This window comes from Allobosea sp. GW821-FHT12C12, assembly GCF_058807355.1.
Genome location: NZ_JBXAQP010000023.1, coordinates 17,024 through 34,418 on the forward strand (window position 1 = coordinate 17,024; position 17,395 = coordinate 34,418).

19 protein-coding genes and 1 pseudogene are annotated in these 17,395 nt (G+C 70.8%); 15 read left to right on the forward strand and 5 right to left on the reverse strand.

Going from position 1 to position 17,395, the window contains the following annotated elements:
* Nucleotides 1-30 precede the first annotated feature (30 nt).
* Both AC1RRW_RS21495 and AC1RRW_RS21500 read left to right on the forward strand, forming a co-directional pair.
* The gene (locus AC1RRW_RS21495) at nucleotides 31-1,365 is read left to right on the forward strand and encodes a sensor histidine kinase (RefSeq protein ID WP_492903660.1); all 1,335 of its coding nucleotides are present in this window, start codon (nucleotides 31-33) and stop codon (nucleotides 1,363-1,365) included.
* 49 nt (nucleotides 1,366-1,414) lie between these two features.
* Nucleotides 1,415-2,548 carry a sugar ABC transporter substrate-binding protein gene (locus AC1RRW_RS21500; RefSeq protein ID WP_492903661.1) on the forward strand — a complete coding sequence of 378 codons (1,134 nt, stop codon included), beginning with the start codon at nucleotides 1,415-1,417 and terminating at the stop codon, nucleotides 2,546-2,548.
* Nucleotides 2,549-2,644: 96 nt separating this feature from the next.
* Here AC1RRW_RS21500 and AC1RRW_RS21505 read toward each other — a convergent pair whose 3' ends face one another.
* The gene (locus AC1RRW_RS21505; protein WP_492903663.1) at nucleotides 2,645-3,160 is read right to left on the reverse strand and encodes a DUF6101 family protein; all 516 of its coding nucleotides are present in this window, start codon (nucleotides 3,158-3,160) and stop codon (nucleotides 2,645-2,647) included.
* 251 nt (nucleotides 3,161-3,411) lie between these two features.
* Between AC1RRW_RS21505 and AC1RRW_RS21510 the strand changes: the two genes are divergently transcribed.
* The 5 genes from AC1RRW_RS21510 to lpxK all read left to right on the forward strand — a co-directional run bounded on the left by AC1RRW_RS21510 (nucleotide 3,412) and on the right by lpxK (nucleotide 7,692).
* Nucleotides 3,412-4,239 carry a 3'(2'),5'-bisphosphate nucleotidase CysQ gene (locus tag AC1RRW_RS21510; RefSeq protein ID WP_492903665.1) on the forward strand — a complete coding sequence of 276 codons (828 nt, stop codon included), beginning with the start codon at nucleotides 3,412-3,414 and terminating at the stop codon, nucleotides 4,237-4,239.
* 104 nt (nucleotides 4,240-4,343) lie between these two features.
* Nucleotides 4,344-4,586, forward strand: coding sequence for a DUF4170 domain-containing protein (locus AC1RRW_RS21515; protein WP_492903667.1), 243 nt, complete (start codon nucleotides 4,344-4,346; stop codon nucleotides 4,584-4,586).
* Between the two features lie 27 nt (nucleotides 4,587-4,613).
* Entirely contained in the window at nucleotides 4,614-5,369 is a 756-nt protein-coding gene (locus tag AC1RRW_RS21520; protein ID WP_492903669.1) for a lysophospholipid acyltransferase family protein, read from the forward strand.
* Nucleotides 5,366-6,667, forward strand: a complete 1,302-nt coding sequence (locus AC1RRW_RS21525; protein WP_492903671.1) for a 3-deoxy-D-manno-octulosonic acid transferase — start codon at nucleotides 5,366-5,368, stop codon at nucleotides 6,665-6,667. The genes AC1RRW_RS21520 and AC1RRW_RS21525 overlap by 4 nt, the downstream gene beginning before the upstream one ends.
* Nucleotides 6,667-7,692, forward strand: a complete 1,026-nt coding sequence (gene lpxK / locus AC1RRW_RS21530; RefSeq protein WP_492903673.1) for a tetraacyldisaccharide 4'-kinase — start codon at nucleotides 6,667-6,669, stop codon at nucleotides 7,690-7,692. The genes AC1RRW_RS21525 and lpxK overlap by 1 nt, the downstream gene beginning before the upstream one ends.
* Here the strand turns inward: lpxK and AC1RRW_RS21535 are convergent.
* Nucleotides 7,663-7,884: a DUF2093 domain-containing protein gene (locus tag AC1RRW_RS21535; protein WP_492903675.1), complete on the reverse strand. Its 222-nt coding sequence runs from the start codon at nucleotides 7,882-7,884 to the stop codon at nucleotides 7,663-7,665. The two genes, lpxK and AC1RRW_RS21535, sit on opposite strands and share 30 nt — an antisense overlap.
* Before the next feature lie 72 nt (nucleotides 7,885-7,956).
* On the opposite strand from AC1RRW_RS21535, the gene AC1RRW_RS21540 reads away from it, so the two are divergent.
* On the forward strand, nucleotides 7,957-8,802 hold the full coding sequence (locus tag AC1RRW_RS21540) for a dienelactone hydrolase family protein (protein WP_492903676.1): 846 nt from the start codon (nucleotides 7,957-7,959) through the stop codon (nucleotides 8,800-8,802).
* A gap of 71 nt (nucleotides 8,803-8,873) precedes the next feature.
* Here AC1RRW_RS21540 and xseA read toward each other — a convergent pair whose 3' ends face one another.
* Nucleotides 8,874-10,466, reverse strand: coding sequence for an exodeoxyribonuclease VII large subunit (xseA, locus tag AC1RRW_RS21545; RefSeq protein WP_492903678.1), 1,593 nt, complete (start codon nucleotides 10,464-10,466; stop codon nucleotides 8,874-8,876).
* A 93-nt stretch (nucleotides 10,467-10,559) separates the two neighbouring features.
* Between xseA and purD the strand changes: the two genes are divergently transcribed.
* From purD to AC1RRW_RS21565, 4 genes are all read left to right on the forward strand, one after another.
* The gene (purD, locus tag AC1RRW_RS21550; RefSeq protein WP_492903680.1) at nucleotides 10,560-11,837 is read left to right on the forward strand and encodes a phosphoribosylamine--glycine ligase; all 1,278 of its coding nucleotides are present in this window, start codon (nucleotides 10,560-10,562) and stop codon (nucleotides 11,835-11,837) included.
* A 50-nt stretch (nucleotides 11,838-11,887) separates the two neighbouring features.
* A complete protein-coding gene (locus AC1RRW_RS21555) occupies nucleotides 11,888-12,085 on the forward strand; it encodes a type II toxin-antitoxin system VapB family antitoxin (RefSeq protein ID WP_492903682.1) in 198 nt (65 codons plus the stop codon).
* Nucleotides 12,082-12,996, forward strand: a complete 915-nt coding sequence (locus AC1RRW_RS21560) for an alpha/beta fold hydrolase (RefSeq protein WP_492903684.1) — start codon at nucleotides 12,082-12,084, stop codon at nucleotides 12,994-12,996. Before AC1RRW_RS21555 ends, AC1RRW_RS21560 begins: the two co-directional genes overlap by 4 nt.
* 125 nt (nucleotides 12,997-13,121) lie before the next feature.
* Nucleotides 13,122-14,069: a patatin-like phospholipase family protein gene (locus tag AC1RRW_RS21565; protein ID WP_492903685.1), complete on the forward strand. Its 948-nt coding sequence runs from the start codon at nucleotides 13,122-13,124 to the stop codon at nucleotides 14,067-14,069.
* On the opposite strand, the gene AC1RRW_RS21570 is transcribed toward AC1RRW_RS21565, so the two are convergent.
* On the reverse strand, nucleotides 13,954-14,697 hold the full coding sequence (locus AC1RRW_RS21570; protein ID WP_492903687.1) for an ArsR/SmtB family transcription factor: 744 nt from the start codon (nucleotides 14,695-14,697) through the stop codon (nucleotides 13,954-13,956). The genes AC1RRW_RS21565 and AC1RRW_RS21570 overlap by 116 nt on opposite strands.
* Before the next feature lie 235 nt (nucleotides 14,698-14,932).
* Between AC1RRW_RS21570 and AC1RRW_RS21575 the strand changes: the two genes are divergently transcribed.
* Complete coding sequence (locus AC1RRW_RS21575; protein WP_492903688.1) at nucleotides 14,933-15,673, forward strand: sulfite exporter TauE/SafE family protein; 741 nt, start codon at nucleotides 14,933-14,935, stop codon at nucleotides 15,671-15,673.
* A gap of 215 nt (nucleotides 15,674-15,888) precedes the next feature.
* Nucleotides 15,889-16,263, forward strand: coding sequence for a hypothetical protein (locus AC1RRW_RS21580; protein ID WP_492903690.1), 375 nt, complete (start codon nucleotides 15,889-15,891; stop codon nucleotides 16,261-16,263).
* Nucleotides 16,264-16,310: 47 nt separating this feature from the next.
* Here the strand turns inward: AC1RRW_RS21580 and AC1RRW_RS21585 are convergent, their stop codons facing one another.
* A complete protein-coding gene (locus tag AC1RRW_RS21585; RefSeq protein WP_492903692.1) occupies nucleotides 16,311-16,739 on the reverse strand; it encodes a nucleoside deaminase in 429 nt (142 codons plus the stop codon).
* 234 nt (nucleotides 16,740-16,973) lie between these two features.
* Between AC1RRW_RS21585 and AC1RRW_RS21590 the strand changes: the two are divergent.
* Nucleotides 16,974-17,395, forward strand: a pseudogene (locus AC1RRW_RS21590) (hypothetical protein); the annotation flags it as partial.

Genomic DNA, 17,395 nt, shown 5'->3' on the forward strand with positions numbered 1-17,395 from the left:
TCGACGCGCGTAACGACAAGGCGCGACCGAATGCCGATCTCCAGACGATACCTGATCACGTCGACCCTGATCTTCCTGCTCGTCGGGGCCGCGTCGCTGATCTGTCTCGTCGGCGCGACCGTGTGGTTGAGCCAGCGGGCGCAATCCGACGCCGTGCTCGTCGATCATCAAGGGCTCCAGCGGAGCCAGGCCGTGAGCGTGCGGGAGGCCTTGCTGGCGGCGGAATCTAGCCAGAGGGGCTACCTCCTCAGCGGCAACGAAATCTATCTGGCGCCTTACGAGAACGCCAAGCTCGTCGCGAGAAGCGAACTCGCCCAGTTGACCAGCGCCCTTGGGCCGAGCGGACGCTTTCAGACGATGATGCCCCGGTTGCGGGCGTTGGTGGATGAGCGCCTGAGCGATCTCGATGCCGGCATCGCGCTCAAGAACGCGGGGAGCGCCGACGATGCGAGCGTGATCGGCGGCAATCAGGGCAAGGCGCTGATGGACGAGGTGCAGGTGTTCCTCTCGGCCATCGTGATCGAGGCCGAGGACGCCTTGAAGATCAGCCTGCGCGAGCAGACGACGAACATCCTGGCGCTGAGGATCGGCACGGTGCTGGCGAGCCTTCTGATCGTCGGCGTCATGTTCGGCGTGGTCGTGACGTTCACACGCTACGCCCGGGAGATCGTTCAGGCGCGCGACGAGCTTTCGCAAGCCAATACCAGCCTCGAATTGAGGGTCGCCGAGCGCACCGAAGCTCTCGTGCGGGCACGCGATCGCGCCGAAGTTCTCCTGACGGAGGTCAACCATCGCGTCGCCAACAACCTCTCGTTCGTCGGCGCACTGATACGCCTGCAGCGCCAGGCGATACAGGACAAGACCGCAAGGGACGCGCTGGAGGAGACCGGCACTCGTATCCAGGCCGTCGCCGAGATCCACAAGCATCTCTACACGTCCGGGGACGTCACCTCGGTTCTGCTGGATCAGTATATGAGCGCCTTGCTCGCGCAGCTGGAGCAGACCTTGACCTCGGAAGGGCATGGCGCGTCGATCAAGCATGACATCGAGTCCGTCCGGATCCCGACCAGCGCCAGCATCAGCCTGGGCATCGTGATCACCGAATGGGTCACCAACGCCTTCAAATACGCCTATGGCGGGCAGAAGGGCGAGGTTCGCGTCCTGGCCCGGAAGATGGAGGATCGCCTGCTCGTCGCCGTCGAGGACGATGGAGCCGGCATGAGCGCGGGCACGCCCGTCCGCGGCACCGGGGTCGGCTCCAAGATCGTCGCGACGATCGCCAGATCGCTGGAGGCGGAGGTGAACTACCTCGGTCGAAATCCGGGGACGGAAGCGCGTATCGTGCTGCCTCTCTCGCCGGCATGACGATCGCCCCGAGAATGCCTGTTCACCACGACATGGTCGGAGATGCCGGATGAGACTTTCGCGCCGGGCGTTGATGGGAGCGATCGGGCTTGCAGCGGCTGCTCCCGCGACGAGCCGATCACAGGAAGCCAGGCGCGGCATCACCAGCCCGCGGACCTTCGACGCCTTCAATCGCGATGCGCCGGCCTGCAACCCGCCCGCCGGTCTCAGGAAGGCTCTGGTTTTCGCGCAGGACAACCAGCGCGAGTTCATGCAGGGCGCGTCGCGCGGGGCCGCGCTCGCGGCACGGCATCGCGGCCTCGCCTTCGACATCGCTCTGGCCGACAACGATCCCGCGGCGATGGTCGAGCATGTGCGCCGGGCGCTGGCGGACAGGACCGGCGCCCTCATCGCGGCTCCGATCGATGTCGCGACCCTGGCGCCCGTGATCCGGCGGTTCATCGCGCAGGGCGGCTATGTCGGATCGATCGTTCCGCCGCCGGCCACGACGATCCTGAATGCCCCGCAACTTGCGACGGGCAAGGCATTGGGCGAGGCGGCGGCGACCTATATCCGCACGAAACTGGGCGGCGAGGCGCGCGTCGTGCTCTTGACGCACGACACCAATCAGTTTCTGGCGCAGCGTTTCGTCGGCATCCGCGCGGCGCTGAAGACCGTCCCCGGCGTTCGCGTGATCGCCGACATCTCGCCGAGGACGGTCGACAAGGCGGGAGGCTACGCCACCATGCGGACCATTCTGCTGGCCCACTCCCGCATCGATGTCGTGCTTGGCGCGGACACCGTGGTGCTTGGCGCCCTGGCCGCGTTGCGCGAAGCGGGGCTTGCGCGCAACGAGCAGTTCCTGGGCGGGATCGACGGCGAACCGGAGGCCCTGGCGGAGATGCGCAAGGGCGGCCCGTACAAGGCCAGCGTCAGCCTCGCCTCGCCGATCTTCGGATATGCGCTCGGCCAGCATGCCGCCGATTGGCTCGAGGGACGTTCGGTTCCGCAGGGGCTGGATATCCTGCCGAGCCTGCTTTCGCTCGAAAGCCTGAGCCAGTTCGAGCTCGACGCCAGCAATCCGGCGGCGGTTTTCGAGGATCCCGGCCGCCGGAGCATCTATCTGCGGGCCTATGGCAACAGTTGTTACGACAGCCGGGCCGAATTCGTCGATTTCGGCTGGTCTTCGGAGTTGAAGCTCTGATTGGTCGCGGGCGCCGGCGTTGAGTGGGGCGCTCGGCGAGGGTCGGCTGCAAGCCTCGCGATGGGACGCCGCAGCTCGCGGTGAAAGTGCTGGACTTCAATCCGTGAACCGCTCCCCCGACACCACCACCGGCCGGTCGCCCAGCTTGGTCGCCTTCCGGCGCGTCAGAAACCGCGGGCGCCGGTTGTTCAGCAGCGCGTGGCGGCGCCTGATGCGGATCGGGCCCAGCGCCAGCCGTCCGAGCTGCGGATAGGGTTCGGAGACGACGCCGTCGTCGGTTTCGAGCAGCAGCGGCAGGCCGCTGGTCCGGCCGCAATCGCGCCAGAGCGCCACGGCGTCCTCGCTGTCGACGAGCGCGACCGCGATCGAGCGGCCGTCGCCGGCGGTCAGCGCCAGCTCGAAGCGCTCGTCGGCGTCCTGGCCATGGCCAAGGCGCAAGGCGAGGCCGCGCCAGCCCGGCCCGGCCCGCAGGATCCGCACCGGCCCGATCCGCTCCACGCAAGCGCGCTCGGCCCGGGCGGGCATCGGATTGCGCGCGACGATGCTGGGGGTTGTCGTGCCGCCGGAGAGGCCGAACATGACCTCTCCGGCAGCCGGCGTGACGCTGGCCATCTGTAAAACGCCTCTCTGTAATCCCTGCCGCTCCGGAGCCCTCTGTGCGTTGCGGGGCTCTCGTGCTTGCCCTGCGAGAGTGCCGGCCGCGCCTTCCCGAGCGCTTAAGGGGCTCGGTTAAAAGACCGTGTTTTCCGGTCCAAACGGCCGGGGATGGCCTGTTTCATGCATGATGCTTGACGGAATCTTTCGGTGCGCGGCGGCTTTTTCGGCTTGTCGTTCCAGCCCGGCGGGCCGATAGGGAGAGCATCATGAGCACGCCCCCGATGCCGATCGCGTCCGATTTGCTGCCGGCGATCCGCGAAAGCTGCCTCGCGGCCGGCGAGATCGCGCTCGCGCTGTTCCGCCCCGGCGAGAAGACGGCCGCGAAGACCTGGGCCAAGAGCGGCGGCTCGCCGGTGACCGAGGCCGATATCGGCGTCGACACCTTTCTGCGCATCCAGTTGTCGGTGCTGCTGCCGGACGCCGCCTGGCTCTCGGAGGAGACGGTCGACGACGCGCTGCGCCTGTCGCGGCGCTTCGTCTGGGTGGTCGATCCGATCGACGGGACGCGCGCCTACATGGCGGGCTCGCCCGACTGGGCGGTCTGCGTCGCGCTGCTCGACGAGGGCCGGCCGATCCTCGGCGTGGTCCATGCGCCGGCCTCGCACGCGACCTACACCGCGATCGCGGGCGGCGGGGCGCAGCGCAATGGCGAGCCGATCTCGGCTTCAAAGCTCACCGCTCTCGCGCAAGCCCGCATCGCCGGGCCGAAGCCGATGCTGGATGCGCTCGCCCGGTTCGAGGCCTTCACGCCCGCCGACAAGATCCCCTCGCTCGCGCTGCGGCTGGCGCGGATCGCCGACGGCACGATCGACGCCGGCCTCGTCTCGCCCGATGCGCGCGACTGGGATCTGGCGGCGGCCGACGTGATCCTGCACGAGGCCGGCGGCACGGCCAGCACCGGGGACGGCTCGCCTGTCGTCTACAATCGCGAGACGCCGGTGCATGGCATGCTGGTCGCGAGCGGCGCGGGGCTGTCGGCGCCGCTGCTCGGCGCGCTGCAGCGCATGCGCGACGGCCAGACGCAGCGGACCTGAGCGTTTCCGCTTCATTCCGCCGCAAGAGCGCATTCGGCACTCGCGCGGCCGAATCTTATGGCCTATTGAGCGCCGGGACAGATCAGCCCACATCGGAGGGATCGATGGCCGCGGAACCCGAAGCCAAGCAGCTTCTCCATCTCGTGATCGGCGGCGAGCTGAGCGCGCTCGACGGGGTGACCTTCAAGGACCTCTCGAAGGTCGATATCGTCGGCGTCTATCCGAACTATGCCAGCGCGCACGCGGCCTGGAAGGCCAAGGCGCAGGCGACCGTCGACCAGGCGCAGACGCGCTATTTCGTGGTGCATCTGCACCGCCTGCTCGATCCCGAGACGGTGCATTCCTGAACCGCGCGCGGTTCCGGACAGGACTTCATGGGCTTTTCACTTCTCAAGACGCGCGCGGCGCAGGAGACGATCGGCCGCCTGCTGGCCGGCTATCTCAAGCTCGTCCGCCGCACCAACCGCATCGTCGTCGAGCCCGCCGACATCTATGAGCGGGTGAGGCCCGGCCTGCCGCTGATCATCGCGATGTGGCACGGCCAGCACATCATGATCCCGTTCGCGCGGCCCGACTGGATGCCGGCCTCCTCGCTGGTCTCGCGCCATGGCGACGGCGGCTTCAACGCGGTGGCGCTGCGCCAGCTCGGCATCGGCGCGATCCGGGGCTCGGGCGCGCTCGGCAGGAAGATCCGCGAGAAGGGCGGGGCGAGCGCCTTCCTGGCGATGCTGCGCCATCTCAGGGCCGGCGACACCATGGTGCTGACCGCCGACATCCCCAAGCGCGCCCGCATCGCCGGGATCGGCATCATCCAGCTGGCGCGGGCGTCGGGCCGGCCGATCCATCCGATCGCGGTGGCGACCAGCCGGCGGATCGACTTCAGGAGCTGGGACCGCGCCTCGATCGGCCTGCCCTTCGGGCGCGGCGCGATCGTGGTCGGCGACGCCATCACGGTCGCGCGCGACGCCGACGAGGCGACATGCGAGGCGGCGCGGCTGGCGCTGCAGGACGGGCTCGACCTAGCCCATGCCCGCGCCTATGCGCTGGTCGGCGCGGTCGACCCCGGCGCCGGCCTGAGGCAGGCGCGGCTCGATGCCGAGGCGGCGGCCGTTTCGGGGCAGGCGGCATGATCGGCCAGGGCGCATTGCTAAGCGGCTACCGGCTCGCGACCGCGCTGCTGGAGCCGGCGGCGGCGGGGCTGCTGGTCTGGCGCAGGCGGCGCGGCAAGGAGGATCCGACGCGCTTCGCCGAGAGGCGCGGCTATCCGGGCGTGCGCCGGCCCGACAAGACCCTGGTCTGGCTGCACGGCGCGAGCGTCGGCGAGACGGTGACATTGCTGCCGCTGGTCGAGAAGCTGCAACGGCGCGGGCTCGCCGTTCTGGTGACGTCGGGCACAGTGACCTCGGCGAAGCTGCTCGCGGCACGGCTGCCGCCCGGCGTGATCCACCAATACCTGCCGCTCGACGTGCCGCGCTATATGCGCCGCTTCCTCGACTACTGGCGGCCCGAGATCGGCCTGATCTGCGAATCCGAGATCTGGCCGAACCTGATGATCGAGGCGAAGAAGCGCGCGGTGCCGCTGGTGCTGGTCAATGCCCGCATGTCGGCGCGCAGCTTCAGCCGCTGGTACAAGGCGCCGCGGACCTCGCGCTACCTGCTCTCCTGCTTCGAGTGCTGCCTCGCCCAGTCGCAGGGCGACGCCGAGCGGCTGGCGCAGCTCGGCGCGCCGCGCGTCAGCGTCGCCGGGAACCTGAAGTTCGACGTGCCGGCCCCGCCCGCCGACGCCGACACGCTGGCGATCCTGGACGGGCTGACCACCGGGCGGCCGGTCTGGATCGCGGCCTCGACCCATCCGGGCGAGGACGAGATGGTGCTCTCGACGCATATGGGCATCAGGCCGCACCTGCCGACGCTGCTGACCATCATCGCGCCGCGCCACCCGCAGCGCGGTCCGGAGATCGAGGAACTCGCCGAGGCCAACGGCGTCTCCGTCGCGCGCCGCGCCGCCGGGCGCGCGCCCGACCCCGATGTCGAGCTCTATGTGGCGGACACGGTCGGCGAACTCGGCCTGCTGTTCAGGCTCTCGCAGGTCGCGTTCCTCGGCGGCTCGCTGATGCCGGTCGGCGGCCACAACCCGATCGAGCCCGCCAAGCTGGGCTGCGCCGTGGTGCACGGGCCGCACATCCAGAATTTCGCCGAGATCTTCGCGGCCTTCGACGGCGACGGCGGCTCGCGCGGCGTCGCCGACACGCAGGAGCTGGCCGGCGTGGTGCATGGCTGGCTGAGCGAGCCGGCGAGCGCAAGGCAGGCGGCGCGCGCCGCGGCCCAGACCAGCGCCCGGCTCGGCGGGGCGCTGAACCGGACCATGCAGGCGATCGAGCCCCTGCTGATGCGCGTCGCGCTCGGCCAGCGCGACGCCGCGTCCTGATGCGCGCGCCGGGCTTCTGGTGGCGGCCGGGGCCCGACTGGCGGGCCTGGCTGCTGTCGCCGTTCGGCCAGCTCTACGGCGCGATCACGCTGCGGCGGATGCGGCGGACGGGCGTCGGCGTCGGCATCCCGGTGATCTGCGTCGGCAATTTCGTCGCGGGCGGCGCCGGCAAGACGCCGACCGCGATCGCATTGGCGAGGATGCTGGCGGCGCGTGGCGAAAAACCCTTCGTGCTGATGCGCGGCTATGGCGGCGGGCTCGCAGGCCCGGTCGCGGTCGAGCCCACGACGCACAAGGCGGCGGATGTCGGCGACGAGGCGCTGCTGATGGCCGGCCATGCGCCGACCATCGTGGCGCGCGACCGTCCGAACGGCGCTGCGCTGGCGCGGACGCTGGGAGCCAGCGTCGTCGTGATGGATGACGGGCTGCAGAACCCCTCGCTCGCCAAGACGCTGAGGCTGGCCGTGGTCGACGGGGCGGCCGGCGTCGGCAACGGCCTGTGCCTGCCGGCAGGGCCGCTGCGCGCGCCGCTGGCCGGCCAGCTCGGGGCGACCGACGCGGTCATCGTGATCGGCGACGGCGCGCCGGGCATGGCTGTGGCGGCGCAGGCCAGGGCGGCCGGGCTGTCCGTCCTGCGCGCGCGGCTCGCACCGGAGCCGGCCATCGCGGCCGCGTTGCGCGGACAGGCCGTGATCGCGGTCTCGGGTATCGGCCGGCCGGAGAAATTCGCCGCCAGCTTGCGGCGGATCGGCGCGACGATCGTCGCGGAACGCCGTTTCGGCGACCACCATGCCTATACGCCGGCCGATGTCGCCGGGCTGATCGCGGAGGCTGTGCGGATCGGATGCAGGATCGCGACGACCGAGAAGGACATGACCAAGCTCGGTCCGCTCTGGCCGCAGGCCGAGCGCGACAGGCTGGTCGTGCTGCCGGTGGCGCTCGTCCTCGACGATCCGGATGGGGCCAGCCGCCTGCTGGAGCGCCTCTCGGCGGCCTCAGCGCTTGCCGGCGCGGCGCAGCCTTAGCCGCACCGCCTCGGGCGAGACATAGGCCTCCTGCCAGTCGACCGACCAGTAGCGCAACTCGTCGAGCTTGATCGGCGCGCCGGTGACGGCGCAGCGCACGAAGACGCCGGGCCGCACGACGCGGAACTCGCCGTGACCGTAATCCAGGGCCGCCTCTGGCCCCGGCAGCGGGGGACGCTCGCTGATATTCATTCTAGTTCATCGAAACCATTGATCGGGAAGCGGATTATCTGGATAGTCATCCCTGTGATAGCGCCCCTGCCCATGATGTCCAGTCTGACGCGTCTCGCGACCTTCCTGACCGGCCTCGTTCTGCTGCCGAGCCTGGCTTGCGCCGGCGGCTATGAGCGCGTGCGCATCCCGATCGAGGAGGGGCAGCTCGACGCCGTGCTGTATCGTCCGGCCGGAACCGGACCGTTTCCTGCCGTCGTCGCGATGCATGGCTGCGGCGGGCTCTGGCGCGACAACGGCCAGCTCTCGACGCGCCACTCCGACTGGGGCGAGCGCCTGGCGGCGGCGGGCTTCATCGTGCTGATGCCCGACAGCTACGGCTCGCGCAAGCTCGGCTCGCAATGCGGCGTCAAGGAACTGACCGTGCGGCCGAGCCGCGAGCGCGTCGCCGACGCCGCCGCCGCGCGCCACTGGCTGCAGACGCGCGAGGATGTGGCGGCGGGCGCGATCTCGCTGCTCGGCTGGTCCGGCGGCGGCTCCGCCATCCTCGCCGCCGCGCGCACCGACCGGCGACCGGCCGACGCCAAGCCCGATTTCGCGCGCGCGGTGGCCTTCTATCCAAGCTGCCGGCTGCAATCGGAATCGGCCAGCTTCTCCGCAAGGCTGCCGCTGATGATCCTGATGGGCGACGCCGACGACTGGACGCCGCCGGCACCCTGCGACTTCCTCGCCAAGGCGGCGCAGGCGCGGGGCGAGAAGGTCGAGCTCGTGCTCTATCCCGGAGCGCTGCACGATTTCGACCATCCGCGCCTCGAGGTGCGGGAGCGCACCGACATCGCCTATTCCGCGACCGGCACCGGCAAGGCGACCGTCGGAACCAACCCGGCCGCGCGCGAGGACGCGCTGAAACGGGTGAAGGCGTTCCTCAAGGGGCTTTGAGGCCGGCCGGCGCTCACCCTTCATCGTCACTGCGAGCGATGACGGCAGGGGACGCTCAAGCGACACCAAGGTCAGAACAAGTCACCCTGCCCCGGCCTGGCGACATCGCGGCGGACCGGACGCGCGGGCCGGGCATGCCCTTCCCCGCCGCCCGCGACCACGGCGGAAAAGCGCCCGTCCGACACCTGCACGCTGAGCGCCTGTCCCGGCTTCGCGCCCGCCACGCCGCGCACCAGATCGCCTGCCTCATCGCGCACCAGCGCATAGCCGCGCGCCAGCACCGACTGCGGGCCGAGCGACGACAGCAGCGACCAGCGCGAGTCGAGCAGCGAGCGGCGATGGGTCACGCTCTGCCCGAAACCGCGCACGAGACGCTCCGCCAGCGCGTCGCGCCGCTCCCGCCGCCGCAGGACGAGATTCGTCAGGGCGCGCCCGGCGCGCGCGCCGAGATCGGCGAGCTGGCTCCCGGCGCGAGCGATGTGGAGCCGCTCGGCCCGGAGCAAGGCCTCGCGGGACGCGGCGAGACGCCTCGACAGGCCCTCCAGCCGCGCGCCGTATCCGGCGAGCTTGACCGAAGGCGACTGCCGGCCGAGACGCCGCGCCAGCGCCGCCAGCGCCAGTTCATGGGCGCGGGCATTGCGCGCCAGAGCGGGCGCCAGCCGCGCCGCCGCGAGATCGAGCCGCTGGCGCGGGCCGGACAGCACCGCTTCCGGACCCGGCAGCGCGCGCGCCAAGGCGCGCAGGTCGCCGCGGCGGCGGTCCGAGAGGCGGGCCATCGCGCCGGCCTGACGGCGCGACAGATCGGCGACCTGCGCCATCAGCTCGGCCCGGACGGGAACGACCTTTTCGGCCGCGCCGGTCGGCGTCGGCGCGCGCAGGTCGGCGGCGTGATCGATCAGGGTCCAGTCGGTCTCGTGGCCGACGGCGGAGACGAGCGGGATCAGCGAGGCGGCTGCCGCGCGCACCACGATCTCCTCGTTGAAGCCCATCAGGTCTTCAAGCGAGCCGCCGCCGCGCGCGACGATGATCACGTCGGGACGCGGGAGGCGGCCGCCTTCGGGCAGCGCGTTGAAGCCGGCGATGGCGGCGGCGACCTCGGCCGCGCTGGTCTCGCCCTGCACGCGCACGGGCCAGACCAGGACATGGCGCGGAAAGCGCTCCTCGAGCCGGTGCAGGATGTCGCGGATGACCGCCCCCGTCGGCGAGGTGACGACGCCGATGACGCGCGGCAGATAGGGGATGAGCTGCTTGCGCTCCTCGGCGAAGAGGCCTTCCGCCGCCAGCCGCTTGCGGCGCTCCTCGAGCAGCGCCATCAGCGCGCCGACGCCGGCGGGCTCCAGCGAATCGACGATGATCTGGTAGCTCGACTTGCCGGCGAAGGTGGTGATCCTGCCGGTGGCGATCACCTCCAGCCCGTCCTGCGGACGCGTCTTCAGACGGCCGAAGACGCCCTTCCAGATCACGGCGTCGATCTTGGCGTTCTGGTCCTTCAGCGCGAAATAGACATGGCCCGAGGCGACCGGGCCGCGATAGCCCGAGATCTCGCCGCGCACGCGCACGAAGCCGAACGCGTCCTCCAGCGTGCGCTTGAGCGCGCCGGAGAGATCGGAGACCGACCATTCAGGCGCGTTGGAGACGGGGGCGTCGAGCGATTCGGTTTCCATGGCGCGAACATTAGCGGTGGAGGCGCTGCGGCAGAAGCGTTGCCCCGACACGACCCGGCAGCTATTGCGGCCGGGTAGAACGCGGAGACGGCGATGAACATCCTCCTGATCGGATCCGGCGGCCGCGAGCATGCGCTGGCCTGGGCGATCTCGGCCTCGCCGCTCTGCGACAGGCTCTACGTCGCCCCGGGCAATCCCGGCACGGCGCAATGCGGCGAGAACGTCGTGCTCGACATCGCCGACCATCAGGCGGTCGTGGCGTTCTGCCGGCTGATGACAATCGGCCTCGTCGTCGTCGGGCCGGAAGGCCCGCTCGTCGCCGGCATCGCCGACGATCTCGTGGCGGCCGGGATCAAGACCTTCGGGCCGTCAAAGGCAGCCGCGCGGCTCGAAGGCTCGAAGGCCTTCACCAAGGAGCTTTGCGCCGAATTCGGCATCCCGACCGCCGGCTTCGGCCGCTTTTCGGACGCAGCCGCCGCGAAGGCCCATGTCGCCGCGCAGGGCGCGCCGATCGTGATCAAGGCCGACGGTCTCGCAGCCGGCAAGGGCGTCGTGATGGCGCAGACGCTGGCCGAGGCGAACGACGCCATCGAGATGATGTTCTCGGGCGGCCTGGGCGCGGCCGGCGCGGAGATCGTGATCGAAGAGTGGATGATCGGCGAGGAGGCGAGCTTCTTCGCGCTCTGCGACGGCACGCATGCTCTGGCGCTGGCCTCGGCGCAGGACCACAAGCGCGTCGGCGACGGCGACACCGGCCCCAACACCGGCGGCATGGGCGCCTATTCGCCCGCGCCCGTGATGACGCCGGAGATGGAAGCGCGCGTGATGGCCGAGATCGTGCGCCCGACGCTCGCCGGTATGGCGCGGCGCGACACGCCGTTCAGGGGCGTGCTCTTCGCCGGGCTGATGATCACCGCGCAGGGTCCGAAGCTGATCGAATACAATGTCCGCTTCGGCGATCCCGAATGCGAGGTGCTGATGCCGCGGCTGAGGAGCGACATCGTGCCGGCGCTGCTGGCGGCCTGCGACGGCGTGCTCGACCAGATCACGCTGCGCTGGTCGGAGCAGGCGGCGCTGACGGTGGTGCTGGCGGCGAAGGGCTATCCCGGCAAGCCGGAGACCGGCAGCGCCATCAAGGGCGTGGAGAAGGCGCAGGCGCTGGACGACGTGCTGGTCTTTCATGCCGGCACGAAGCAGAGCGCGCTCGACCTCGTCGCCAGCGGCGGACGCGTGCTGAACGTCGTCGGCCTCGGCGGGAGCGTCGGCGAGGCGCAGGAACGCGCCTATGCCGCGGTCGACCTGATCGACTGGCCGGGCGGCTTCTGCCGCCGCGACATCGGCTGGCGGGCGGTGAAGCGGGAGCAGGGCTGACAGGCGAGGCACGAGCGTCGTAGGCTCGCCCCGACGCGGAGTGCACCCCGATGGCTTTCGAGATCGACGACGCGGAAACCGAAGCGATCATCTGGCAAGTAGTCGCGCCGACAGGTGAGCCAGTTGAGGTCGCCATCCGGATTGCCGTCGAAGAACGACTCGCGCGCCTGATTGCCGAGGAGGATGCCACAGCGCCGACCGAGCGCGCAAACCAGCCGGGAGCCTCGGCCGGTGCCCCCCCGCAATGAGCAATCTCGACGCCCTCTTCCCCGGCTTCGAGGCGCGCTGGATCGACGGGCCGGTCGGCAAGATCTTCGCCCGCGTCGGCGGCGAGGGGCCGCCCGTCGTGCTGATCCACGGCTTTCCGCAGACCCATGCCGAATGGCACAAGCTCGCGCCGGAGCTCGCCAAGACGCATATGGTCGTCTGCCCGGATCTGCGCGGCTACGGCTGGTCGGCCGCGCCGCATGGCGACGGCGGCAAGGCGCTCTACAGCAAGCGTGGCATGGGCGAGGACATCGTCGCGACGATGGAAGCGCTCGGCCATGTCCGCTTCGCCGTGGTCGGTCACGATCGCGGCGCGCGCGTCGGCTACCGGCTCGCGCTCGACCATCCCGGCCGGGTCGAGCGGCTGGCGCTGCTCGACATCCTGCCGACGCTCTCGATGTGGGAGGGCATGAACGCGGCCCGCGCCATGCAGGTCTATCACTGGACCTTCCTGGCCCAGCCCGAGCCGGTGCCGGAAAACCTGATCAAGGGCGATCCGCTCGGCTGGCTCGACCGGACCATCGCGAGCTGGACGCGGGCGAAGAACCTCGACCTGTTCGACCCGCTGGCGATGCGGGCGTATGGCGAATCCTTCAACGACCCGGCGCGCATCCACGCGGCCTGCGAGGATTATCGCGCCGGCGCGACCACCGATCTCGATCATGACAAGGCCGACCTCGCGGCCGGCAAGACGATCCTCCGCCCGGTGCTGGCGCTGTGGGGCGAGGCCGGCATCCCGGCCGAGGGCGCGAGCCCGCTCGAGATCTGGCGCGCCACCTTCGCGCCGCGGGCGCAGGGCCATGCGATCGACAGCGGCCATTTCCTGCCGGAGGAGAACCCGGAGGCGACATTGGCCGGGCTGAAGCCGTTTTTGGCCGCGCCCGGACGCTGAGCGAGCCATCGCTCGAGACTGTCTGGGAACGACGCTGTCCGCCCCCCCACCGCAAGCGGGGGGAAGGGGATGCGTTTGGCCTGCGGCCGGTTGCCCGGAAAGACCGGAGCGCCCACATTCCCGGCATGGCCCGCAGCCGGACAGACCCCACCAAACAACCCGACGCGACGACGCCGGACCTCGTGCTTGTGCTCGGCGCGGGCGGCGCGCGGGGCCTGAGCCACATCCTCGTGCTGGAGGCGCTCGACGAACTCGGCGTCAGGCCCGCGCTGATCGCCGGCTGCTCGATGGGCGCGATCGTCGGCGCGGCCTATGCGGCGGGGCTTTCGGGCCGCGATCTGCGCGAGCATGTCGCGATCACCTTCAAGGATCGGGCGCGGGTGATCGCGAGGCTGCTCGACGCCCGCATCGGCAAGTTCACCGACCTGATGCGCGGCATCGGCAACCCGGTGCTGATCGACGGCGAGCGCCTGCTCGACCTGTTCTGGCCCGAGGCCGTGCCCGACCGTTTCGATGAGCTCGCCATCTCCTTCCTGGCGCTGGCGACGGATTATCATCTGCACTCGGAGGTCGCGCTGACGAGCGGACCGCTGACGCCCGCGGTCGCGGCTTCGCTCGCGATCCCGGGGCTGGTGCGGCCGGTCGCGATCGAGGGTCGCGTGCTGGTCGATGGCGGGGCGATCAACCCCCTGCCCTATGACCGGCTGATGGCGCCCGGCCGCATCGTCATGGCGGTCGACACGAGCGCGCCGGCGACGGTCAGCGACCGGCGCATTCCCGAGCCGCTGGAGGCGATGGTCGGCGTCAGCCAGATCCTGACCCGGACAATCGTGCAGCGCATGATCGAGCGCCAGCCGCCCGACATCCTGATCCGCGCCGGCGTCGATGCCGTCGGCGGGCTCGATTTCTTCAAGGCGCGGGCGATCCTGGAGGCCGCCGAGCCGGTGAAGGACGAGGTCAAGCGCAGGCTGGCGCAAGCTCTCGAACAGGCGGCCCGGGCGGCTCCGCCTCCTCGCAGCGGAAGCCGGGCAGAGCCGCCGCGAGCGCGGCGCGGCCCTTGTCCGTCAGCGTGACGGCGCGGCTGTCCTTGCGGCGCAGCACCCAAGCCATCTCGAAACAGCGGCAGGCCAGCGCGGCGGCGAGCGATCCGGCGAGGTGCGGCCGGCGCTCGCTCCAGTCGAGGCAGGGGCGAAGCGCGGCGCGGCGGCCCTTGCGCTCGGCGGGATCGACCCCGAGGTCTGCGAAAACCGCCTCGCCGGCGGCGGTGAGCCCGTAGCCGCCCTCGCCGACCGTGAGATGGCCGGCCGCGACCAGGGCGTCATGGATGGCGATGCCGAGCCGGCCGGCGAAATGGTCGTAGCAGGTGCGGCCCTGGCTGAGTTCCGCGCCGACGCGCGACGGCAGCCGGCGTGGCGTCTCGGGCGCGCCGGCCAGCACCATCAGCCCCTCGATCGCGGCTGCGACCTCCGGCCCGGCAAGCCGGTAATAGCGATGGCGGCCCTGTACCGCGACGCCAAGCAGGCCGCCCTGCATCAGGCGGGCGAGATGGCCGCTCGCCGTCTGCGGCGCGACGCCGGCGAGCCAGGCCAGTTCCTTGGCCGTCAGCGCGCGGCCGTCCATCAGCGCCTGCAGCATGTTGGCGCGGGCCGGATCGCCCATCAGATGCGCGATCTCCGCGAGATAGGGGCCGGATGCGGACATGGCGATGCTCCTTTGGACAGCACTCCGACGGCTTCACGCGACGTTGCCGTCATTGCGAGCGCGGCGAACAATCCAGGAGAGGTGGAGCGCGTGGCTCTGGATCGCTTCGTCGGACGCGCCTTCTCACAATGACGATCCAATCTCACGGCCCTTCGACAGGCAAGCGGGAACGCTACGGCCATCGCCGTAGCATCCGGTCGCGACAGAATGCGGCGGGGCTGGCACAACGCCGCCCATGGAAACGCACATCATCCTCTTCATCGCCGCCACCCTACTGCTCGCAGGCTTCGTCAAGGGCGTCATCGGGCTCGGCCTGCCCACCATCGCGGTCGGCATCCTCGGCGTGATCATGGCCCCGGCGCAGGCCGCCGCGCTGCTGGTCGTGCCGAACCTGATCACCAATGGCTGGCAGATCGCGGCGGGGCCTGGTCTCAGGACGGTCCTGCTCAGGATCTGGCCGATGCTGACGGGTATCGTCGCCGGAACCTGGGCCGGCGCAGGCCTGCTGGAGCAGCAGAAGAACGGCGCGGCCACGCTCTGGCTCGGCGTCGCGCTGGTGCTCTATGCGCTGGTCGGCCTCAAGGCCGCGAAGCTGCGCGTTCCGGCCGGCTCGGAACTCTGGCTCGGCCTCGTGATCGGCGTCGCGACCGGCGTCGCCACCGCCGCGACCGGCGTCTTCGTGCTGCCGGCCGTGCCCTATCTCCAGGCGCTCGGCCTCGACAAGGACGAACTCGTCCAGGCGCTGGGCGTGTCCTTCATCGTCTCGACGCTGGCGCTGTCGTTCGGATTGGTGGGGGCGGGCGCGCTCGACCTCACCGTCGCCTGGCACTCGCTGCTGGCGCTGGTCCCGGCGCTGGCGGGCATGGCTGCGGGCGCCGCGGTCCGGGCGCGGATCTCGGCGGCGGCGTTCAAGATGTGCTTCTTCGCCGGGCTGCTGGCGCTGGGCGCTTATCTGGTGCTGCGCGCGGCCGGGTGAGGCGTCACGTCGAGCCGGTCGCGCAACCAGAACGCCTTTTCATCTCTCGATGCAATCCCGGCAGGCGCCTGCAAGATGTGCATCGTGGTCGATACAGGGATGATTGTGCGAAATCGGTTGACTACCGGCTAACCGACCAGACAGCCGGCCGGCACCACCGCCTTTAACCTATGGTAACCTCCCTCGATCCTGAAGGCTTCGCCGTGGAGGCATGAATGGCCGACGAGGTGCAGGGCTATCTGACGTCGGAGATCGAGACGCTGCGCAGCGCCGTCCTGCGGGCCGGCGCGCTGAACGCCAAGACGCTCGGACGCCGCGCCGAGGCCCATCTCGACAACGTCCTCAGCTTCGTCGCCGTCTCGCCCGAGATCGAGGAGGCGACCTACCAGGCCCTCTCTCACACCACGGTCTTTGCGCGCGCGCTCTATACCCAGGCGGAGATCGGCGAGATCGAACAGGCGCGAAGGGAGGCGCTGGCGGCGATCGACGGGTTCGGGGTCGTGGTGGAGGGGGCGGTGCGGGGCGAGACGGGCTCGGTCGCGGGGCTTGGCGGTGCCGGCGAGATGCCCCCATTGCCGCAGATCGTATAGCGCCGAGCATTTGGCTTTGCTGGGCTTAACGACGACGGCGCCCGCTTCTACCTCAGCCCCCTGAAAAACCCCCGCAGCAGTTCACCCGCCTCCCCTTCCCGCAAGCCGCCATAGACCTCCGGGACATGGTGGCAGGTCGGGCTCCGATAGAGTCTGACCCCGTTCTCGACCGCGCCGCCCTTTGGGTCCGCCGCGCCGAAATAGAGGCGGCGGATGCGGGCGAAGGAAATCGCGCCGGCGCACATCGGGCAGGGCTCGAGCGTGACGTAGAGATCGCAGCCGGTCAGGCGCTCGCTGCCGAGCGCGGCAGCCGCCATGCGCAGCGCCAGCATCTCGGCATGGGCGGTCGGGTCGCGGTCCTCAAGCGTGCGGTTGCCGGCGCTGGCCACGACCGCTCCGCCCTGCGTCACCACCGCGCCGACCGGCACCTCGCCGCGTGCGGCCGCCGCGCGCGCCTCTGCCAGGGCCAGCGCCATCGCGTCCGCGACCTCGCTTTTCGCCTCGCCTTGCGCTTCGCCGCGTATCCGGTCCATCGAAAACCCTGCTTTGCCGCTCGCGAGCGGGCGGACGCTCTGCTACAAGCGCCGGCTACGAGCCGCCATACCCGCAGCGCGTCCATGCCGGCGGGACATTTGGCGACACCACCTGTTCAGCATGCGCCTCGCGCGAAAGCGGCTATCCGCTTTTGCCGGCCATGCGCCGGAGCGATCATGAGCGACGACGACAACCGGAACAACCGCGGTTCGCGCAAAAGCGGCGGCGGCAAGGACGGCACAGGCAAGGGCGGCGGCCGCGATGGCGGCAAACGCGGCGGCCCTCGTGGCGGCGGCTTCGACCGTGGCGAGGGCGGCGGTGGCCCGGTCCGTTCCGGCGCGCCCAGCGGCGAACGCAAGCCCTTCAGGGCGCGACCCGAAGGCGGCGAGCGCCAGCCCCGCGCCAGCACGGAGGGCGGCGAGCGGCCGGCTCGCGGGTTCGACAAACCCGCAGGCCAGCGCGATGGCGCGCCGCGTCCGCCGCGCGCCGGCGGCGAGCGTCCGCCCCGCCGCTTCGACAAGCCGGCTGGCGCACGCGATGGCTCGCCTCGCCCTGCGCGCGAGGGTGGCGAGCGCCCCTATCGCGCGCGGCCCGACGG